Source organism: Deltaproteobacteria bacterium (genome assembly GCA_012522415.1).
In the GTDB taxonomy this organism is placed as follows: Bacteria; Desulfobacterota; Syntrophia; order Syntrophales; family JAAYKM01; genus JAAYKM01.
Map to the genome: position 1 here is coordinate 32,665 of JAAYKM010000051.1, position 15,985 is coordinate 48,649.

The 15,985-nt window shown below is 53.4% G+C and carries 14 protein-coding genes and 2 pseudogenes; 7 read left to right on the forward strand and 9 right to left on the reverse strand.

The genetic code is table 11. The features are described 5' to 3' along the window. Positions 1–20: 20 nt before the first annotated feature. From GX147_04950 to mnmG, 7 genes and pseudogenes are all read right to left on the reverse strand, one after another. On the reverse strand, positions 21–161 hold the full coding sequence (locus GX147_04950) for a hypothetical protein (GenBank protein NLN60049.1): 141 nt from the start codon (positions 159–161) through the stop codon (positions 21–23). Between the two features lie 261 nt (positions 162–422). Then, entirely contained in the window at positions 423–1,040 is a 618-nt protein-coding gene (locus tag GX147_04955) for a hypothetical protein (GenBank protein NLN60050.1), read from the reverse strand. A gap of 278 nt (positions 1,041–1,318) precedes the next feature. Continuing rightward, a pseudogene (locus GX147_04960) lies at positions 1,319–1,955 on the reverse strand (class I SAM-dependent methyltransferase). A gap of 305 nt (positions 1,956–2,260) precedes the next feature. Next, positions 2,261–2,599, reverse strand: coding sequence for a P-II family nitrogen regulator (locus tag GX147_04965; protein NLN60051.1), 339 nt, complete (start codon positions 2,597–2,599; stop codon positions 2,261–2,263). After that, positions 2,592–3,293 (reverse strand): DUF1538 domain-containing protein, encoded by a 702-nt coding sequence (locus GX147_04970; protein NLN60052.1) that lies wholly within the window; start codon positions 3,291–3,293, stop codon positions 2,592–2,594. The genes GX147_04965 and GX147_04970 overlap by 8 nt, the downstream gene beginning before the upstream one ends. A gap of 56 nt (positions 3,294–3,349) precedes the next feature. Then, positions 3,350–4,045 (reverse strand): DUF1538 domain-containing protein, encoded by a 696-nt coding sequence (locus GX147_04975; protein ID NLN60053.1) that lies wholly within the window; start codon positions 4,043–4,045, stop codon positions 3,350–3,352. 621 nt (positions 4,046–4,666) lie between these two features. Beyond that, complete coding sequence (mnmG, locus tag GX147_04980; GenBank protein ID NLN60054.1) at positions 4,667–6,604, reverse strand: tRNA uridine-5-carboxymethylaminomethyl(34) synthesis enzyme MnmG; 1,938 nt, start codon at positions 6,602–6,604, stop codon at positions 4,667–4,669. A gap of 51 nt (positions 6,605–6,655) precedes the next feature. On the opposite strand from mnmG, the gene GX147_04985 reads away from it, so the two are divergent. From GX147_04985 to GX147_04995, 3 genes are all read left to right on the forward strand, one after another. After that, positions 6,656–7,636 (forward strand): TIGR01212 family radical SAM protein, encoded by a 981-nt coding sequence (locus tag GX147_04985; protein ID NLN60055.1) that lies wholly within the window; start codon positions 6,656–6,658, stop codon positions 7,634–7,636. Between the two features lie 146 nt (positions 7,637–7,782). Further along, positions 7,783–8,391 (forward strand): acyloxyacyl hydrolase, encoded by a 609-nt coding sequence (locus GX147_04990; protein NLN60056.1) that lies wholly within the window; start codon positions 7,783–7,785, stop codon positions 8,389–8,391. 17 nt (positions 8,392–8,408) lie between these two features. Continuing rightward, a complete protein-coding gene (locus tag GX147_04995) occupies positions 8,409–8,588 on the forward strand; it encodes a Trm112 family protein (GenBank protein ID NLN60057.1) in 180 nt (59 codons plus the stop codon). Between the two features lie 133 nt (positions 8,589–8,721). Here the strand turns inward: GX147_04995 and GX147_05000 are convergent, their stop codons facing one another. Continuing rightward, entirely contained in the window at positions 8,722–9,834 is a 1,113-nt protein-coding gene (locus tag GX147_05000) for an aminotransferase DegT (protein NLN60058.1), read from the reverse strand. 91 nt (positions 9,835–9,925) lie between these two features. After that, complete coding sequence (folD, locus tag GX147_05005) at positions 9,926–10,774, reverse strand: bifunctional methylenetetrahydrofolate dehydrogenase/methenyltetrahydrofolate cyclohydrolase FolD (protein ID NLN60059.1); 849 nt, start codon at positions 10,772–10,774, stop codon at positions 9,926–9,928. A 191-nt stretch (positions 10,775–10,965) separates the two neighbouring features. On the opposite strand from folD, the gene GX147_05010 reads away from it, so the two are divergent. From GX147_05010 to GX147_05025, 4 genes and pseudogenes are all read left to right on the forward strand, one after another. Next, complete coding sequence (locus tag GX147_05010; protein NLN60060.1) at positions 10,966–12,444, forward strand: long-chain fatty acid--CoA ligase; 1,479 nt, start codon at positions 10,966–10,968, stop codon at positions 12,442–12,444. Positions 12,445–12,531: 87 nt separating this feature from the next. After that, positions 12,532–13,818, forward strand: a complete 1,287-nt coding sequence (locus tag GX147_05015) for an acetyl-CoA C-acetyltransferase (GenBank protein NLN60061.1) — start codon at positions 12,532–12,534, stop codon at positions 13,816–13,818. Between the two features lie 134 nt (positions 13,819–13,952). After that, a complete protein-coding gene (locus tag GX147_05020; protein NLN60062.1) occupies positions 13,953–14,735 on the forward strand; it encodes a crotonase in 783 nt (260 codons plus the stop codon). Positions 14,736–14,752: 17 nt separating this feature from the next. Continuing rightward, a pseudogene (locus tag GX147_05025) lies at positions 14,753–15,960 on the forward strand (2,3-bisphosphoglycerate-independent phosphoglycerate mutase). Positions 15,961–15,985: the final 25 nt, after the last annotated feature.

Sequence of the window (15,985 nt, forward strand, 5' to 3'; positions counted from 1 at the left end):
GCCGTCCGGCGACAAGGCGCTTACCGCGCGCCCCGGACGGTCCGGACCGGCATTGCGTCCGGCATCACGGGCAGACTGAAAGGAATCATGTCGATGCCCGCCCATTCCCTGTCGGCATCCAGACCAGCAATGCCCCCCCTGTGGCAGGATAGTTGTCGCATGATCTAAACCTCTGTATAATGGAGTTTCCTTGGGGCTTCCCTGGCATCGTTTCTCTTGGTGGGGCCGTTGGTTCATGAACAGGGGCTTACGATTGGGAGACGATGCTGGTATGCTCCAGATGAACCCTTTCTCTTTGTTTTTATTGTGAATCTTTGCAAATCCATTGTAAACCAAAGGATAGGTCTCTTCAAGTTATTTACTTGTGAAATCAGCACCATAGGCAATCTTTTTCGTCTTTCAATCCATTCCCGAGAGTTGGGTTAATAAGCCAATTCCCATTGTACTTCACCATCAAGCAATATGTTTTCAAACAATCTATTTGCCATTCTGTACGATCTTTGTTCCGCTGCTTGAATATTTCGATCTTTTTTGAGCATTGGCGATTCGCTGACAGTGAATATTTTTTGTAATGTTGTAATGCCTCGTTTTTGAATAGTTATTTTTGTTCTGAATTGTAGGTCGGTGATTGATAAAAGTGTCATCGATAAAGCAGGAGCTAAACTATCCGGGTTATATGCATTAGAGACCAATGTGCCGATATTTGACAAATAGTCTTCCATTGAATACCAAAAGTAATTGTGGATTACATCATCATCATAAGAATATCTGAAGTTTCCATTTGCGCTGTAATAGTACCATATACTGGTATCATTGGCTTGGTTGTCAAAATTCATCAAATATATTCGCTTCCCTCGATAGATATCGAGATTGGTAGTTGGTGTCGGTCTAAAGTTATTGAGTTTTACACTGGTTGTGCAACCTATGAAAAATTGTATGATCAATAATATGGAGATCGCATGTATTATAGAAAGACGGCAACTCTTGAACTTCTCATAGTTGTCCTGAGAATAATGCTTATGACATTCTGAATCTGACATACTATTCTCCTTCCTTCCTTTATTGTTTGATTTTTGCTGTGTTATTTGGTTTTCCGTTTGATATTTTTCTTGATTTTTTAGCTTGCATTATTAGCCGCCAGACATGGAGATATAAAGACACTCGAAATGACCAATATCAATGCGGCCAGTACGCGACTGTACGCTATTTTCCTAAACAATTGCGCCATGCTCTCCTCCTGTCTATGCATAACGCTTGAACTCACTGGTTTTTACGGAGCGCAGCGGAATTGCCGTCCGGTGGAGTGCCTTGTTAGCATTCATTTGGCTAACACCATAAGAGAATAACCGCCTAACAATCGAACTGCCAAATCTTTGTTTAACAAAAACGCAAGCTTTCTTGGGATCTTCAAAATGTTGGCTTTCCAACCTCTATTCGGCAACTCCAAGGAACCTCCCGTATAAAAATAATCGATAATTAAATATCCAGTATCTTTTAGGGTTTCAAGTGCAGTTTCCTTTGTGAAATAGTGAATATGACCAACTGATTTCCGCCCGTGAATAATTGGAGAAGAACGAAGAACAGTTTGAACTGACAAATCGAGCGGAATATGAAATATCTTGTATTCAGCTTTTTCTTTCAATTTTCTTAGGAAACCAAAACAATCCTCTACATGCTCAAAAACGTCTATTGCCATTACAATATCAAAATGTGCAGCATAATTCAAATGCCTGGGGTGATATTTCATATCCAAATAACTCCCTATCATCAGCATATTGGCCTGATAATTGGTTCAGTACCCCCCCTGCTCCACACCCGACCTCACAAATCGTTCTTGGATTCAGAGAATTTTTCTTGATGATTTTACTTATCTGCTTTGCTTTCCATGGCGAATCTTCTTCATGCCAACCAGGATTGTTTGCAAGGTACGACCCATCTTCATAGATTTGTGTCATCTGATACTCCATAGGTTCTTTGACACACCATCGCTGTTGAGCTGCCGTTTTTGGGAGCGGGCATTGCTGTCACTGGCCATGAAAAGTGTACCACCCGTGAGTTGAGATTCACCCCCTCGTTTCTGAATTCGTGTCCCGAATGATACGATCCCGATAACAGTCTTTTTCGAAGGTGGCGGGGTCACCGGCCCTGTCTCACCGGCACCCCTTACGGAAGGGCTGATCGCATGAGCTTCCACGCGGTTATGGAGCTGCTCCCCGTCCGTCGGATCGATTCCTTGTCCCGAGCTAATCGGTGCAGTGGCCTATGCGTCTGGTTTGGGGGCGTTACCGAAGAGATGTGTTGCACCGACCACTTTGTCTACGGGAACGACAAAGGCGATTCCCGCTCCCGGCTTGTTCAGGTCAACGACACGAACGATTTCATTCAGAATGCTTTCGGTTGTGTTCGAATAGGCCACAGTCAATACGATTTCCTTTTCCGGTTCGATGGGAATGCCCAGAAGGGTCTGATGTTCGTGAATACCGGATCCGCGTCCCATCAGCGTTGTGCCCCCATGAGCCCCCGCCCTTAACGAGGCTTCAAGTACCACGTTACCCCATCCCTTTGGTACGATAGTGACGATAAGAGAAATATCAGACACGTTTCTGCTCCTTTCGATGCTTATTTAAATTAATCACGCAACCCAAGGCCATAACGGAGATGATGGGGGCCAATGCGATAAGGGCAACCATCCCCAGGCCTGCAACAAGGGGGGGCTGGTCACCTATGGAAAAGGATACTCCGAGGGCGAGCGCGAGGATAAATGTGTTTGCCATGGGCCCCGTCGCCACGCCTCCCGCATCCACCGCGACCGAGATAAACTCCTTGTCGCTGAACCACAGCATGATAATAACCAGTACGTAGCCCGGTATAACAATATGAAGCAGCGGGATATCATAGACAATCCGCAGCATTCCGAGGCCGACAAACAACGCCACACCCACGCAGATCGTGTAAAGTACCGTGGACTTACGGATCGACCCACTTGACGCCTTTTCCACCTGGTCAGCCAGTATCCGTACCGATGGCTCCCCCCAGGTCGTCAAAAATCCGAGAAGAAAACCGAGGAACACTAACTGCCAGCTACCGGATAAGGTTCCCAAAGCCCCTCCTATAGCCCGGCCGAAGGGGAAAAAAGCGATATGCACCCCCTGCAAAAAAACCAAGAGCCCGGCAGACGTCAATGCCGTGCCTTTGAGTATCGTAACGAAAGAACTGCGGGGCAGTCTGAGCATCAGAACCTGGAAGGTCACAAAGAGCAGCACCAGGGGAAGGACCGCCATGGCCACGCTCATTATGGTACCTTGAAGACCGTCTAAAATACTTATTTCATTCAATAGATGAATTCTCCTCAATAGATGAATATCGCCAAAAGCATGATGATGATGATGGGTCCGATCGATGCCAATCCCAGCAGGCCGAAACCCTCCGATACGGAGGATCTTCCGGAGAGAACGGAGCTGAGACCGAGGGCCAGCGAGATCACCACAGGCGCCGTTAGCGCTCCGGTGGTTACGCTTCCCGCATCATAGGCCAAGGGAACGAATTCCGCAGGGGTGAAGAAGGAAAGAACCAGGATGACCGTAAAAAGACCTGCCAGCAGATATACCATGGAAAAGCCAAACACGATCCGCAGCATACCGATCATGACCAAAATCCCCACACCAAGAGCCATGGAGTAAAGGATGATGTTCCCGGAAACCGAGCCTTGCGAGATTGCATCGACCTGTTTCGAAAGGACCAATACGTCCGGTTCCGCGACGGTGGCCGCAAACCCCAATGCAAAGGCCAAGCCGGCTATCAACATCAGCGAGTTCCTTTTGGGCAATTCGGCTCCGATGAATTTTCCCATGGGCAGAATCCCGATATCGATGCCCAGAAAGAAAAGTATAAGGCCCCCTATAGCCATGAGGGAACCGATGAGAAATTGGAGAAACAATGGAGTGGGTGCCTTCACCAAGGTAAATTGAAGAATACAGACCACAACAATCAGTGGCGCAATGGATTGGATTACTTCGATAAATATTTCCTTTAACAATTGTCTCATAATACACTCCGAACCGCAGTTCCGTTGCGGGGCATCGCATGGAAAGCTGATGTCAGGGGGTTGCATCACGGTCCAAGAGAACCGGTCCTATTTACACAAACATAGGTGGGATATCGTCGATCATTTCCCGTCCCTTTCCTTCCGATATCCCTGAAAGGGCTCCCATAGATTAAATAGATTAATCCGTAATTTTTCTAATACGTTAAAGCGGATTCCACTTTGTCCCCCCGTTGCCTTGTCCGGTATCGCCGCATATTCCGCAGCGCGGCGGCTTGTTGAAGTCAACGTCGGCGGCGAAGCATGTTTCCTGGCATGCAATTCCCTGCGTTGCGTCTATCGTTGAGCTTGGGTCAAAAGCTCGGATGACATGGGTATGGGAAATGTGGGGTGACTTTTGCCAAAAGCATCAAATGGTCGTTACTGCTACCAAATACATCGTCGTTTCGTCAAGCCAATTTGCCGCGGCAAGGAAACGACCTGCCATGAATCCGGTTTTCACAAAGCATGACGCCTGATCACCCTTCTCCCGATCATCCGATCCCCCACCGTTTCCGGAATTAATCTTTCATCCGCAGCAGCAAGCCCTCCACATGGCCTTCTCGAAGGCTTTCCAAGGTTTTCTTAGGAGGCCCCGGCATTCGGCCCTTTGATTATGTCTTCCCGATTCCTTGCTTCCGACTCCCGCTTCTTCCCTTCCGCTCCTCTCTTCTTCAGCGTCACCAGAAGCGCCATGATCGCCGCCTGGGTCATTCCCGGGATACGTTCCGCCTGACCAATCGTGGCGGGTTCAATTTTGGACAGTTTGCCCTTCAGCTCATTGGACAAGCCGGCGACTGAGGTATAGACCATCCCCGACGGGATTTTGAACGCCTCCATTTCCTTCATCCTCTGCACCATGTCCTCCTGGCGCTTGATGTATCCCTCATACTTGGCTTCGATCTCGATCTGGCGCTTCACCTGAGGATCGGGAATCGCCTCCCAGTCCGGAAAAACCCGGAGGTCGTCATAGTGAATCTCCTTTCTACGCAGCAGCTGAAACTGGCTGAGGGGATTCCTGATCGGGGCGACACCCAGCCTTTCCAGATTCTTCGCCGTTGAGGCAGTCGGGAAGATTTTTCGTTCCGAAAGACGTTGGATACCCTCCCGGATCCGGGCAACACGCTCCTCCGTCTTTTCGAAATGCTCCCGGGAAATCAGGCCCAGCTCGAAACCCCGGCCCATGAGGCGGATCGTCGCGTTATCCTCCCGTAAAATCAGCCGGTACTCGGCCCGTGAGGTGAACATCCGGTAAGGTTCATCAATTCCCCGGACAATGAGATCGTCCACCATCACCCCCATGTATGCGTCCCCCCGGTCCAGGATAAACGGCGGACGGCCCTGAACCGCCAGAGCCGCGTTTATACCCGCCCAGATCCCCTGGGCCGCCGCTTCCTCGTAACCGGATGTCCCGTTGATCTGCCCGGCCAAATAAAGGCCCCGGACCGATTTTGTTTCCAGCGTCTGTCTCAGCTGGGTAGGCTGAACGAAATCATATTCGATCGCGTAGGCGGGCCGCATGATCTCGGCCTCTTCGAGCCCCGGTACGGTGTGGACGATTTGTTTCTGCAACGCCAAAGGCAGGCTGTTTCCCAGCCCCTTGGCGTACATCTCTTCCGTGTCGAGTCCCTCATGCTCGAGCACGACGGGATGCCCCTCCTTGCCGGCAAAACGCATCACCTTGTCCTCCAGAGAAGGACAGTAGCGTGCACTGATACCCTGAATCCGTCCCGAATATAGAGGGGAAAGCATTATGTTGGTCTGTATCAGTTCATGGGTCAGAGGCGTGGTCGAACTGAAATAGGAAGGGCGGCGCTCGGCCCCTACATGTTCCGTCAAAAATGAAAAGGGCTCCGGATCGGGATCACTGTCCTGTCGTGTCATTCTGGAAAAGTCGATCGTCGAGGCCTTCAGGCGGGGCGGCGTGCCGGTCTTCAGGCGGCCTATGTCAAAGCCGAGGGCCTTGAAAGATTGGGCGAGACCGATAGCGGGAATCTCTCCGGCCCGGCCCGCGGGAAAGCTGGACGTACCGACATGAACCAAACCGTTGAGAAAGGTTCCCGTCGTAACGACGACGGTTCTGGCTCCGTAGAAAAATCCTGTCTCGTCGCAGACCCCGATAACCCTGCCGCCTTCAACAATCAGGCGTTCAATGAGCCCCTGCCGGACATGCAACCGTTCCTGTCGCTCGAGAACGAGCTTCATGGCCAGCCGATAACGCTGCTTGTCGCATTGGACCCGCGTGGATTGTACGGCGGGACCTTTCGAGGCATTGAGACGGCGGAAATGGTTGGCCGTCAAATCGGCGATCTTCCCCATCTCGCCGCCCAGGGCGTCGATCTCCTTGACGAGCTGCCCCTTTGCCAACCCGCCAATAGCCGGATTGCATGGCATGAGCGCCATGGCGTCCAGAGAGATGTTGAAAACGAGCACGTCGCATCCCATCCGGGCCGCCGCCAAAGCGGCTTCACAGCCTGCGTGACCCGCCCCGACGACAATCACATCATAATCGAGAACGCTCATTATCCCCCATGGATCTCCTTGCACTCATGGCGGGTATCTTATAGGATCCCCGTGAAAAAAGACAATCAGAAAGAGGAGCCATTGGAAAAACCGGATTTTTGGCACAATACAAAGCGTTATTACGATCTCAAGAGCTATTTCCTCAACACCTTCGGTTGTAAAGTCTACAAGCTCCAGATTGACGCCGGATTCACATGCCCGAACCGGGACGGCCGGGTGGCCTATGGCGGTTGTACTTACTGCGACGGCCGCGGATCAAAACTTCGTCAAGGGGGGCCCCTCCCCTCCGTGTCTCGGCAAATCGAAATCGGCAAGGCGCACTACATGAAAATCCGGGGCGCCCGAAAATTCATTGCTTATTTTCAAACCTTCACCAACACCTACGCGCCGGTCGATCATCTTCGGACAATTTACAACGAAGCCCTGTCCAGGGAAGACATCCTCGGTCTTTCCATCGGCACCCGACCGGATTGCGTTCCAGACGCCGTTGTCGATTTGTTGGAAACGTACGGGAAGCACCATCATATCTGGGTGGAATACGGTCTTCAGTCCATCCATGACCGGACGCTTCGGGCACTGAACCGCGGCCATACGGCGGCGCAATTCCTGGATGCCGTACACCGAACGGCAGAACGGGGAATTCATATCTGCGCCCACATCATCGTGGGACTTCCCGGAGAAAGTCATGGTGATATGATGGAAACGGCGCGGACGCTCGCAAAACTCCCTGTTCAGGGAATCAAGATCCATTCCCTCCTCGCCCTGAAAGGAACGCCTCTGGGGCATGAATTTGAGCGTGGACGTCTGTCTTTACTGTCCAGGGAAACGTATATCGAAACCGTTTGCGATATGCTTGAAATTCTCCCGTCCAACATCGTCATCCACCGTCTGACCGCTGACGGCTACCGGGACATCCTTCTCGGTCCTTCCTGGGCTGTGAACAAGATGGATGTCCTGAACGGGATCAATCATGAGATGAATCGCCGCAGAACGTATCAAGGATTCCGGTCATATGGAACCGAAACGGAATAATTTTCCGGAGTTAAGATTTTCCCATTGACAACAGCCCGTGACCATGCTAGCTGGGGTAGCCAAACGGGTGATATCCTAGGGTATAATGTCGGTTTACCAGGGTAAGCTTGGCAGTTTCACAAAATACCTTTCGAGAGGTACAGGCCATGAACATTCGCCACCGCTTTCTGTCCGTTCTCAGTATAATCGCGCTCTTCGTTTTTTTCGGCGGTATGACCGCGACGGCCGAAGAAAACAGCGTATCCCCCCCTGTCAAGAATCGGTTGTTTGCCGAATCCGCCCTGATCACGGGATTTGGAAGCGGAACCATCAATGAGGGCCATTACCAAACCGTACTGCTGATCTGGCACCTGGGGATCAACATGGATCGTGTTTTCCCGTCATTGAAATCTCACAAGGGGAACCTCACCTTTTACATTGAACCGCAGATCAACCCGGTCGTCGAGCCGGAATCGGATTTCGAATTCGGTATCGGCCTGGGATTTCAGTACCGGTATCCGGTTACGGAAAAGCTGTCGGCCTATCTTCTGGGCAGTGTCGGCCCCCACTATATTTCGGTTGTCACGGACAAGCAGGAAAACGGTTTCATTTTTTCCGAAATGGTGGGCGGGGGTATATACTACAACCTCAGCAAGCGGTCGGCGATCAACGTGGGCTATCGATTCCGCCATATGTCCAACGCGGATATCGATAAACCCAACGCGGGCATTGAATCACATTTCGGCGTTATCGGTTATTCGGTTTTCTTCGATTAGAAAAGAGGCGGTACAGGGTGGTCATGAACCGGGAATTGCTGGCATTGCTTGTTTGCCCTCAATGCAAGGGAAAGGTTTCCCTTACCGAAAACGGCGATGGACTGGTCTGTGAGGCTTGCCGCCTGCTCTATGCGATCCGTGACGGCATTCCGGTCATGCTCATCGGAGAAGCCGAAAAGTATGGGCCGGACCCCTGATTTCTGAAGGGATGATTTCTTGTCTCACCCGGGGGCTCCCCCGGTCATTTCCCGGGCATCCCCACTCCGATTACACGTCTTCCGGCCTCCCTTCCAGAGACCGAAAAACCGTTTTTCTTCTCTTCCGTTCACATTATTCCCAGTCATTGAGAAGATCAAGAATCCGCTCCTGCTCTTGCGCCGTGAGACCGGGGTGCAGGGGGATGCTGAAAATCCGGGAAGCATAGTCGTCACTGACGGGGAAATCCCCCTCGCGGTATTGCAGGTCGGCAAAATCATCGTGCAGATACAGGGGCCTGTCGTAGTAGATACCCGTCGTAAACCCTGCTCTTTCCAGCTTTTTGAGCATGACGGACCTTTCCTCGTCCGACTCGGTGAGGAGCGAATAGCGCGACCAAACGGGAAGCACATTCCTCGGAACATACGGTGTTACAAGTAGAGGATTGTCGTCCAGATATTTCGTATAAAGGCGTGCCAGCTCACGACGCAGACGGATTTCCTCCGGCAGGGCATCAAAGCGCGTGAGGATCGACAACGCCTGGGGGGCCGCCATATGGTTTACACGCCCGACCGTGGCATGCGGCATCCCAGTCTCCTTCGGCAATCGCATCCATTCGGCCAGGTGCTCTTGATCCGTCAGGCACAGCCCGCCCGTTTCCGGCAGCGTCCCGTCCAAGAAGGAAACAAAAGCCATATCGGAAAGAGAACCGGCATACCGGCCCTTGTATTGGGCGCCAAAAGCCTCGGAAGCGTCCTCGATCACGAAGAGGCCGTGCTCTCCGGCGGTGGCATTAATCGCGTCATAGTCGGCGGGAAGCCCGAAAAGATCGGGGGAGATGATGCCCTTCAGCTCAAGTCTGCCGCCCGCAGCCTCAGTCGGCAGGGGATAAATGGAGGCGTCTTTTTTGATTAACGCGTCGATGGCTTGCGCCAATTGTTCCGGGTCGAGGTTGAAGGTCGCTGGATCGATATCGACGAATATCGGCGTCGCGCCCAGGAGACGGATAGCGGACACGGCGGTGGTACCATGAAACGGTGTCGTGAATATGGCGTCCCTCGGCCCCACACCACGGCTCACAAGAGCCAGGGTCAGGGCATCGGCGCCGGAAGCACAGGCAACGGCATGTTTCACGCCGCAATACTGAGCAAACCTGGTTTCCAGTTCCCTTACTTCGGGTCCGCCTTGAAGCGGATCATGGCCAGATGCCTCAACAAACGTTTTGTTTCCCCCTTTGCTCTGTTCCATATCGACTCCCCTCATAAAAATGTATCTGCACGTTTGTGTTGCCAAAACATATCCATGCCCCTTCAGCAGAAGAGGCGGCCAAGAAAATAAGCTAAGGGATTTTGGAAGCCGCGTCGAAGGTATTGCGGAGCAACATGGCGATGGTCATGGGACCGACACCACCGGGTACGGGCGTGATGAACGAGCTGTGGTCCGACACTTCTTCAAAGGCCACATCCCCGACCAGACGACCGTCATCGAGACGGTTGATGCCCACATCGACGACCACCGCCCCCTGCCGAACCATGTCTCCCCGGATCATCCCCGCCTTTCCGGCGGCGGCAATCAGGATTTCCGCCCGGCGGGTCACATCCGCAAGATTATTTGTTTTCGTGTGACAGGCGGTCACTGTGGCATGGCGGGCCAACAGCATCAGAAACAGGGGCTTTCCAACGATGTTGCTCCGTCCGACGATCACGGCCTCTTTTCCCTCGATCGCTATTCCGGAGTGGTCCAGAAGGGATACAATGCCTTTGGGCGTACAGGCCATGTGGCAGGGTTGGCCGATCAGTAAACGCCCGATATTGACCGGATGAAACCCGTCCACATCCTTTGCCGGATCAATCGCCTCGATGACCCGGGCTGGATTGATTTGAACCGGCAGGGGGAGTTGGACCAGAATGCCGTGTATGACGGTATCACGGTTTAAGTCTCCAACCAGGGACAAAAGGGTGCCTTCATCTGTATCCGCGGGAAGGACGTATTCCCTGGAATAAAAACCCACCTCACGACAGGCCTTTTCTTTCCGCCTCACGTATATTTTCGACGCCGGGTCGTCCCCAACCAGGATGACCGCCAGGCCCGGAACGATGCCCGTGTCCTGTTTCAGTCGCTCCGTCTTCATCCTGATCTCGCCGCGTATTTCCCCGGAGATTTTGTTGCCGTCAATGATGTTCGCCATGGAAACCCTCCCTGTCCTGTAAACGCTCCGCCATCTCCGAACGCGATGGACCCGTATCGCCGGACCTCGATGGCTTATAACGGAAAAGGGCTAACCAGGCAAGAAAAAAGAGAAACGGCCGAGGGTGCCGCAAAGGGAATCCCATTTTATTTATTGGTAAATATTCGCGTCTTGTGCTAAGAGGTGCCCAAATGAAAAAGAGGTTCGGCATTATGGATTTGGGAAGCATGCTCGAGGCGAGCAGAGAACGGTTCGGTTCAAATATCACAATGATCTACGAAGGAAAGGCGTATTCCTACGAGGATCTCGATCGGGCCGTCAACGCCTTGGCCAACCATTTCCTCGCTTCCCGTATCGTCAAGGGCGACAAGGTGGCCCTGCTGCTCCCCAATTGCCCGGAATTTGTGATTGCCTACTTCGCCGCCGTGAAAATCGGGGCCGTCGCCGTGACCCTGAACGTCATGTCCACATCCCACGAACTGCTTCATCTTCTGAATGATTGTGAGGCGAAATGTTTGATCACGGAAGATATCCTCGCGGGAAAGTATGAAGCCATTTGCGACCAGCTCCCCTTGAATCCGGAATTGATAACCACGAAGGGGCCGGAAAGGACCTGTCTTTTCTGGGACCTGGTCAAAAGAGGCAACCCGTCCCTCGACAGAACGGAAATGGACCCGGATGATCCGGCTGTCATAATTTACACGGCGGGTTTGACGGGAGAGCCTCTTGGGGCGGTTCTCACGCACAGGAACCTCCTCAGCCAGTCAACCCTGGTCCGTGATTTATACCAGTCAACGGAAAGAGATCGCAGTCTGGCCGTGATCCCCCTCTTCCATTCCTTTGGCGCCGCCGTGAATATGCTGGCGGCTCTCCGTGTCGGCGCCGGTATCGTACTGATGGATCGTTTCAGCGTCGAGGCGATCCTCAAGAGCATCGAACAGGATAAAGTAACCTATATCGCCGCCGTACCACGTCTCTTCCTGGCCTTGGCCATGAGTCCGGATGTCGGCAATTACGACACCCGTTCTCTCAGTTTCTGCATTACCGGGGGCTCTGCCATGCCGCCTGAATATATTCCCATGTTCGAGCAGAAATTTCCGGTTATCCTGCGAGAAGGTTACGGCCTGACGGAAGCTTCTCCCGTCTGCGCCTGCCACCGGAGAGGCGAAGCCCACAAACCCGGATCGATCGGCGTAGCCATTCCGGGAGCGGAGATCAAAATCGTCGACGAGAATGGCCGGGAAGTCTCCCGCAACTCGGAAGGCGAACTCATCGTCAGGGGCGACAATGTCATGAAGGGCTATTACGGGGATGAAGCCGCCACCGCGCAGGTGATCAAAAACGGGTGGCTCCATACGGGGGATTTGGCCAAAATGGACGAAGACGGGTTCATTTTTCTCACAGGCCGAAAGAAACGCATGATCATCACCAGCGGTTACAACGTCTATCCCCGGGAGGTGGAGAGGGTGTTGGAAATGCACCCCGCCGTCACGAAGGCAAGAGTTGTCGCCAAGCAGGACCTGATGCGGGGTGAAGTCGTTAAGGCGCTGGTTGTCAAGGACCCCGATGCCGGCGGCGACGAAAAAAGCATCATGAGGCATTGCCGGTCTTATCTCTCCTCCTACAAACTCCCCCGGGAACTGGAATTTGTCGAGGAACTTGCGGACTGACGGCCGCGATCATGGATTCAGGCTGATCGTGCCGGCAAGCCGCGTTCGAATGATTGCATAAAATCGATTTTTGAAAGGAGAAGTTACATGAAAGAAGTGGTCATTGTAAGTGGAGCAAGGACAGCCGTTGGCAGCTTCGGCGGTTCGCTGAAAGGGGTGCGCACCGTTGATCTGGGCGCCCTGGTCATCAAGGAAGCAATCAAAAGGGCCGGACTGCGACCCGCCGTGAACGAGCTTATCGATTCCTGCCGCCCCGATGTTTTCGCCGGTATGGAGATGACGGATATCAACAAGAAGTATTACGATTACGAATCATCGCTGAATCCCGTATACTTCGATGAATGCAGCATGGGCAATGTCATCCAGGGGGGGCAAGGGCAAAACACGGCCCGCCAGGCATCCATTTACGCCGGCCTTCCCGAGGAAACAAACGCCATGACCGTAAACAAGATCTGCGCATCCGGTTTGAAAGCGATTACCGTCGCCGCTCAGGCTATCATGTCAGGCACTGCGGATATTATGGTTGCGGGGGGCATGGAAAACATGAGCAACGTCCCCTACCTTGTCCCCAATGCCCGCTGGGGATACCGGATGAACATGCCCTTCGGTCAAATTGTGGACATGATGGTTTATGACGGCCTGTATGAAATCTTCAACGGTTATCACATGGGAATGACGGCAGAAAATATCGCGAACAAGTACGGCCTTTCCCGTCAGGAACAGGATGAAATGGCCCTTCTCAGCCACCAGCGGGCCCGCGCCGCCATCGCCTCCGGAGCCGTCAGCGATGAAATCGTCCCCGTCGTTATTCCTTCCAAGAAGGGTGACACAATTTTCGAGGTCGACGAGAGACCCATGGAGACAAGCCTGGAAAAGATGGCAAAACTCGCCCCCGCTTTCATCAAAACCGGCACGGTTACGGCAGGCAATGCCTCCGGCATCAATGACGCGGCGGCCGCGCTTGTCGTCATGAGTGCTGAAAAGGCAAAAGAATTGGGGCTGAAGCCTCTGGCTAAAATCAAGGGTTTCGCCGCCGGCGGCGTCGATCCCGCCTATATGGGCCTCGGTCCGATTCCGGCTACCCGTAAGGTTTTCAAACAGCTCGGCCTTACCATGAAAGACATGGATATCATCGAACTGAACGAAGCCTTTGCCTGCCAGGCCATTGCCTGTATCCGAGAACTGGATGTGGACATGGACAAGTGCAACTTGAACGGCAGTGGGATCTCCATAGGCCACCCAATCGGATGCACCGGCGCCAGGATCACCTACAGCCTGGCCATGCAGATGCAGAAGAAAAACGCCGCCCTGGGTCTCGCCACGCTTTGCATCGGCGGTGGTCAGGGTATGGCAATCGTCTTGGAAAAGGTTTAATGATACGCAAACCCCTGTTATTCCGGCGCTGAGCCGGAATCCAGCCACATGAAATCACGGTTGACATGCGTCTTGCGTCCCTTCCGGGACGTAAGACGTCTTTAACCTCTAACGAAAAAACAAGGAGTCTTCCTATGGAATTCAAGAATCTCTTATTCACCCTCGAAGAGGGGGTTGCCACAATCGCCTTCAACCGGCCGAAGGCCATGAATGCCATGAACGGTGAAACCATGGGGGAACTTTACGATGCCGTTCTGACGTGCAAAAAGGACGACGCCGTCAAGGCCCTGATTCTGACCGGGGCAGGAGAAAAAGCCTTCGTCGCCGGCGCGGACATTGCCCAGATGCAGAATATGAAGCCGGCCGAAATCCTCTCCTTCATGGAACTGGGACACGAAACCCTGCGTTTGATCGAAACCATGCCCAAACCATCCATTGCCGCCGTCAACGGCTATGCCCTGGGCGGGGGAACGGAAATCACCATGGCCTGTGACATACGTTTCGCCTCCGAAAAAGCCGTATTCGGTCAGCCCGAAATCCTGCTGGGTATCATCCCCGGATGGGGTGGCACCCAACGGCTGCCGAGACTGATCGGCGTGGGCCGGGCCAAGGAACTCATCCTGAGTGGCGAGCAGATCAACGCCCAGCGGGCATTCGAGATCGGCCTGGTGAACCGCCTATATCCACCGGAATTGCTGGTCGATGAAACAAAAAAATTCGCAAGAAAACTGGCGGGCTTATCGGGTTTTGCCGTGAAAATGGCCAAACACGCCATCAATTATGGCTACGACATCTCCGTGGACAGCGCAAACCGTCTTGAAATGCAGTGCATCTCCCAGTGTTTCAGCACGGACGACCAGAAGGAAGGGATGACCGCTTTCCTGGAAAAGAGGAAGCCGGTCTTTACCGGCCGATAGTAGGGGAGCAAGGGAATATGGGACCGGATTTGATTGACAAGTTGATTATCAGGAACGAATCAAAAATTGTCTACCTCATCATGGACGGGCTGGGAGGCCTCCCCGTGGAAGAGGGAGGATGGACCGAACTGGAAACCGCCCGGACGCCCAACCTGGACGCCCTGGCCCGGAAGTCCGTCTGCGGTCTTTTGGATCCCATCGGTTACGGGATCACCCCGGGAAGCGGGCCGGCCCATTTTTCCCTGTTCGGCTACGACCCGGTCAAAACCAATGTCGGACGGGGCCTTCTGTCCGCGGCGGGCGTGGACTTTCCCATTACGGACCGGGATCTGTTCATGCGTACGAATTTTGCCACCATCGACGGGGAAGGCCGGGTCATCGACCGTCGGGCGGGCCGGATCGATACGGAGGAGAACCGGCGCATCTGCAACAAACTGAAAAACGGGATAAAACTACCGGACGGTGTCGAGGCGTTTTTTGTAACGGAAAAGGAGCACCGCGCCCTGTTCGTATTGCGAGGGAACGATCTGCGTGAAGAAATTGCTGACACGGACCCCCAAAAAACGGGAACGATTCCTCACGAGCCGGTCGCCCTGATCCCGGAAGCGGAGAAGACTTCGGTCCTTGTCCGTTCATTGATGGAGCAATGCAAATCCGTTCTGGCGGATGAGAAGAAGGCCAACATGGTTCTCTTTCGCGGCCTTCCCGCCTGCATCGTTTTCCCGGCGTAACGGAGCGATTCGGTCTTCATGCCCTGGCTATCGCCAATTACCCCATGTACAGGGGTATCGCACGGCTTCTGGGCATGACCGTCGCGCCCCCCACATCCACCATCGAGGGAGAGATCCAGGCTCTGGAAAAACATTATCCGGCCTACGATTTTTTCTTCGTCCATATCAAGCCGACCGACTCGCGGGGAGAGGACGGAGATTTCGAGGCGAAGGTCAGGGTCATTGAAGAGGTGGATACCTTCATCCCCAGGATAACGGCTTTGAATCCCGACGTGGTGATCGTAACGGGAGACCACTCCACCCCGGCAGCCATGGGCCGTCACAGTTGGCATCCCGTACCGGCCATGCTCTACGCGAAGACCTGTCGTCCCGACACCGTCATTCGATTTGGGGAAAGGGACTGCGCCGGAGGGGCCTTGGGCAGAATGCCCATGGTTTACTTGATGGGTCTGGCTCTCGCTCACGCCGGACGCCTGGAAAAATTCGGCGCGTAAAAGCGGCAGGCCGCCCCTTTTGAAC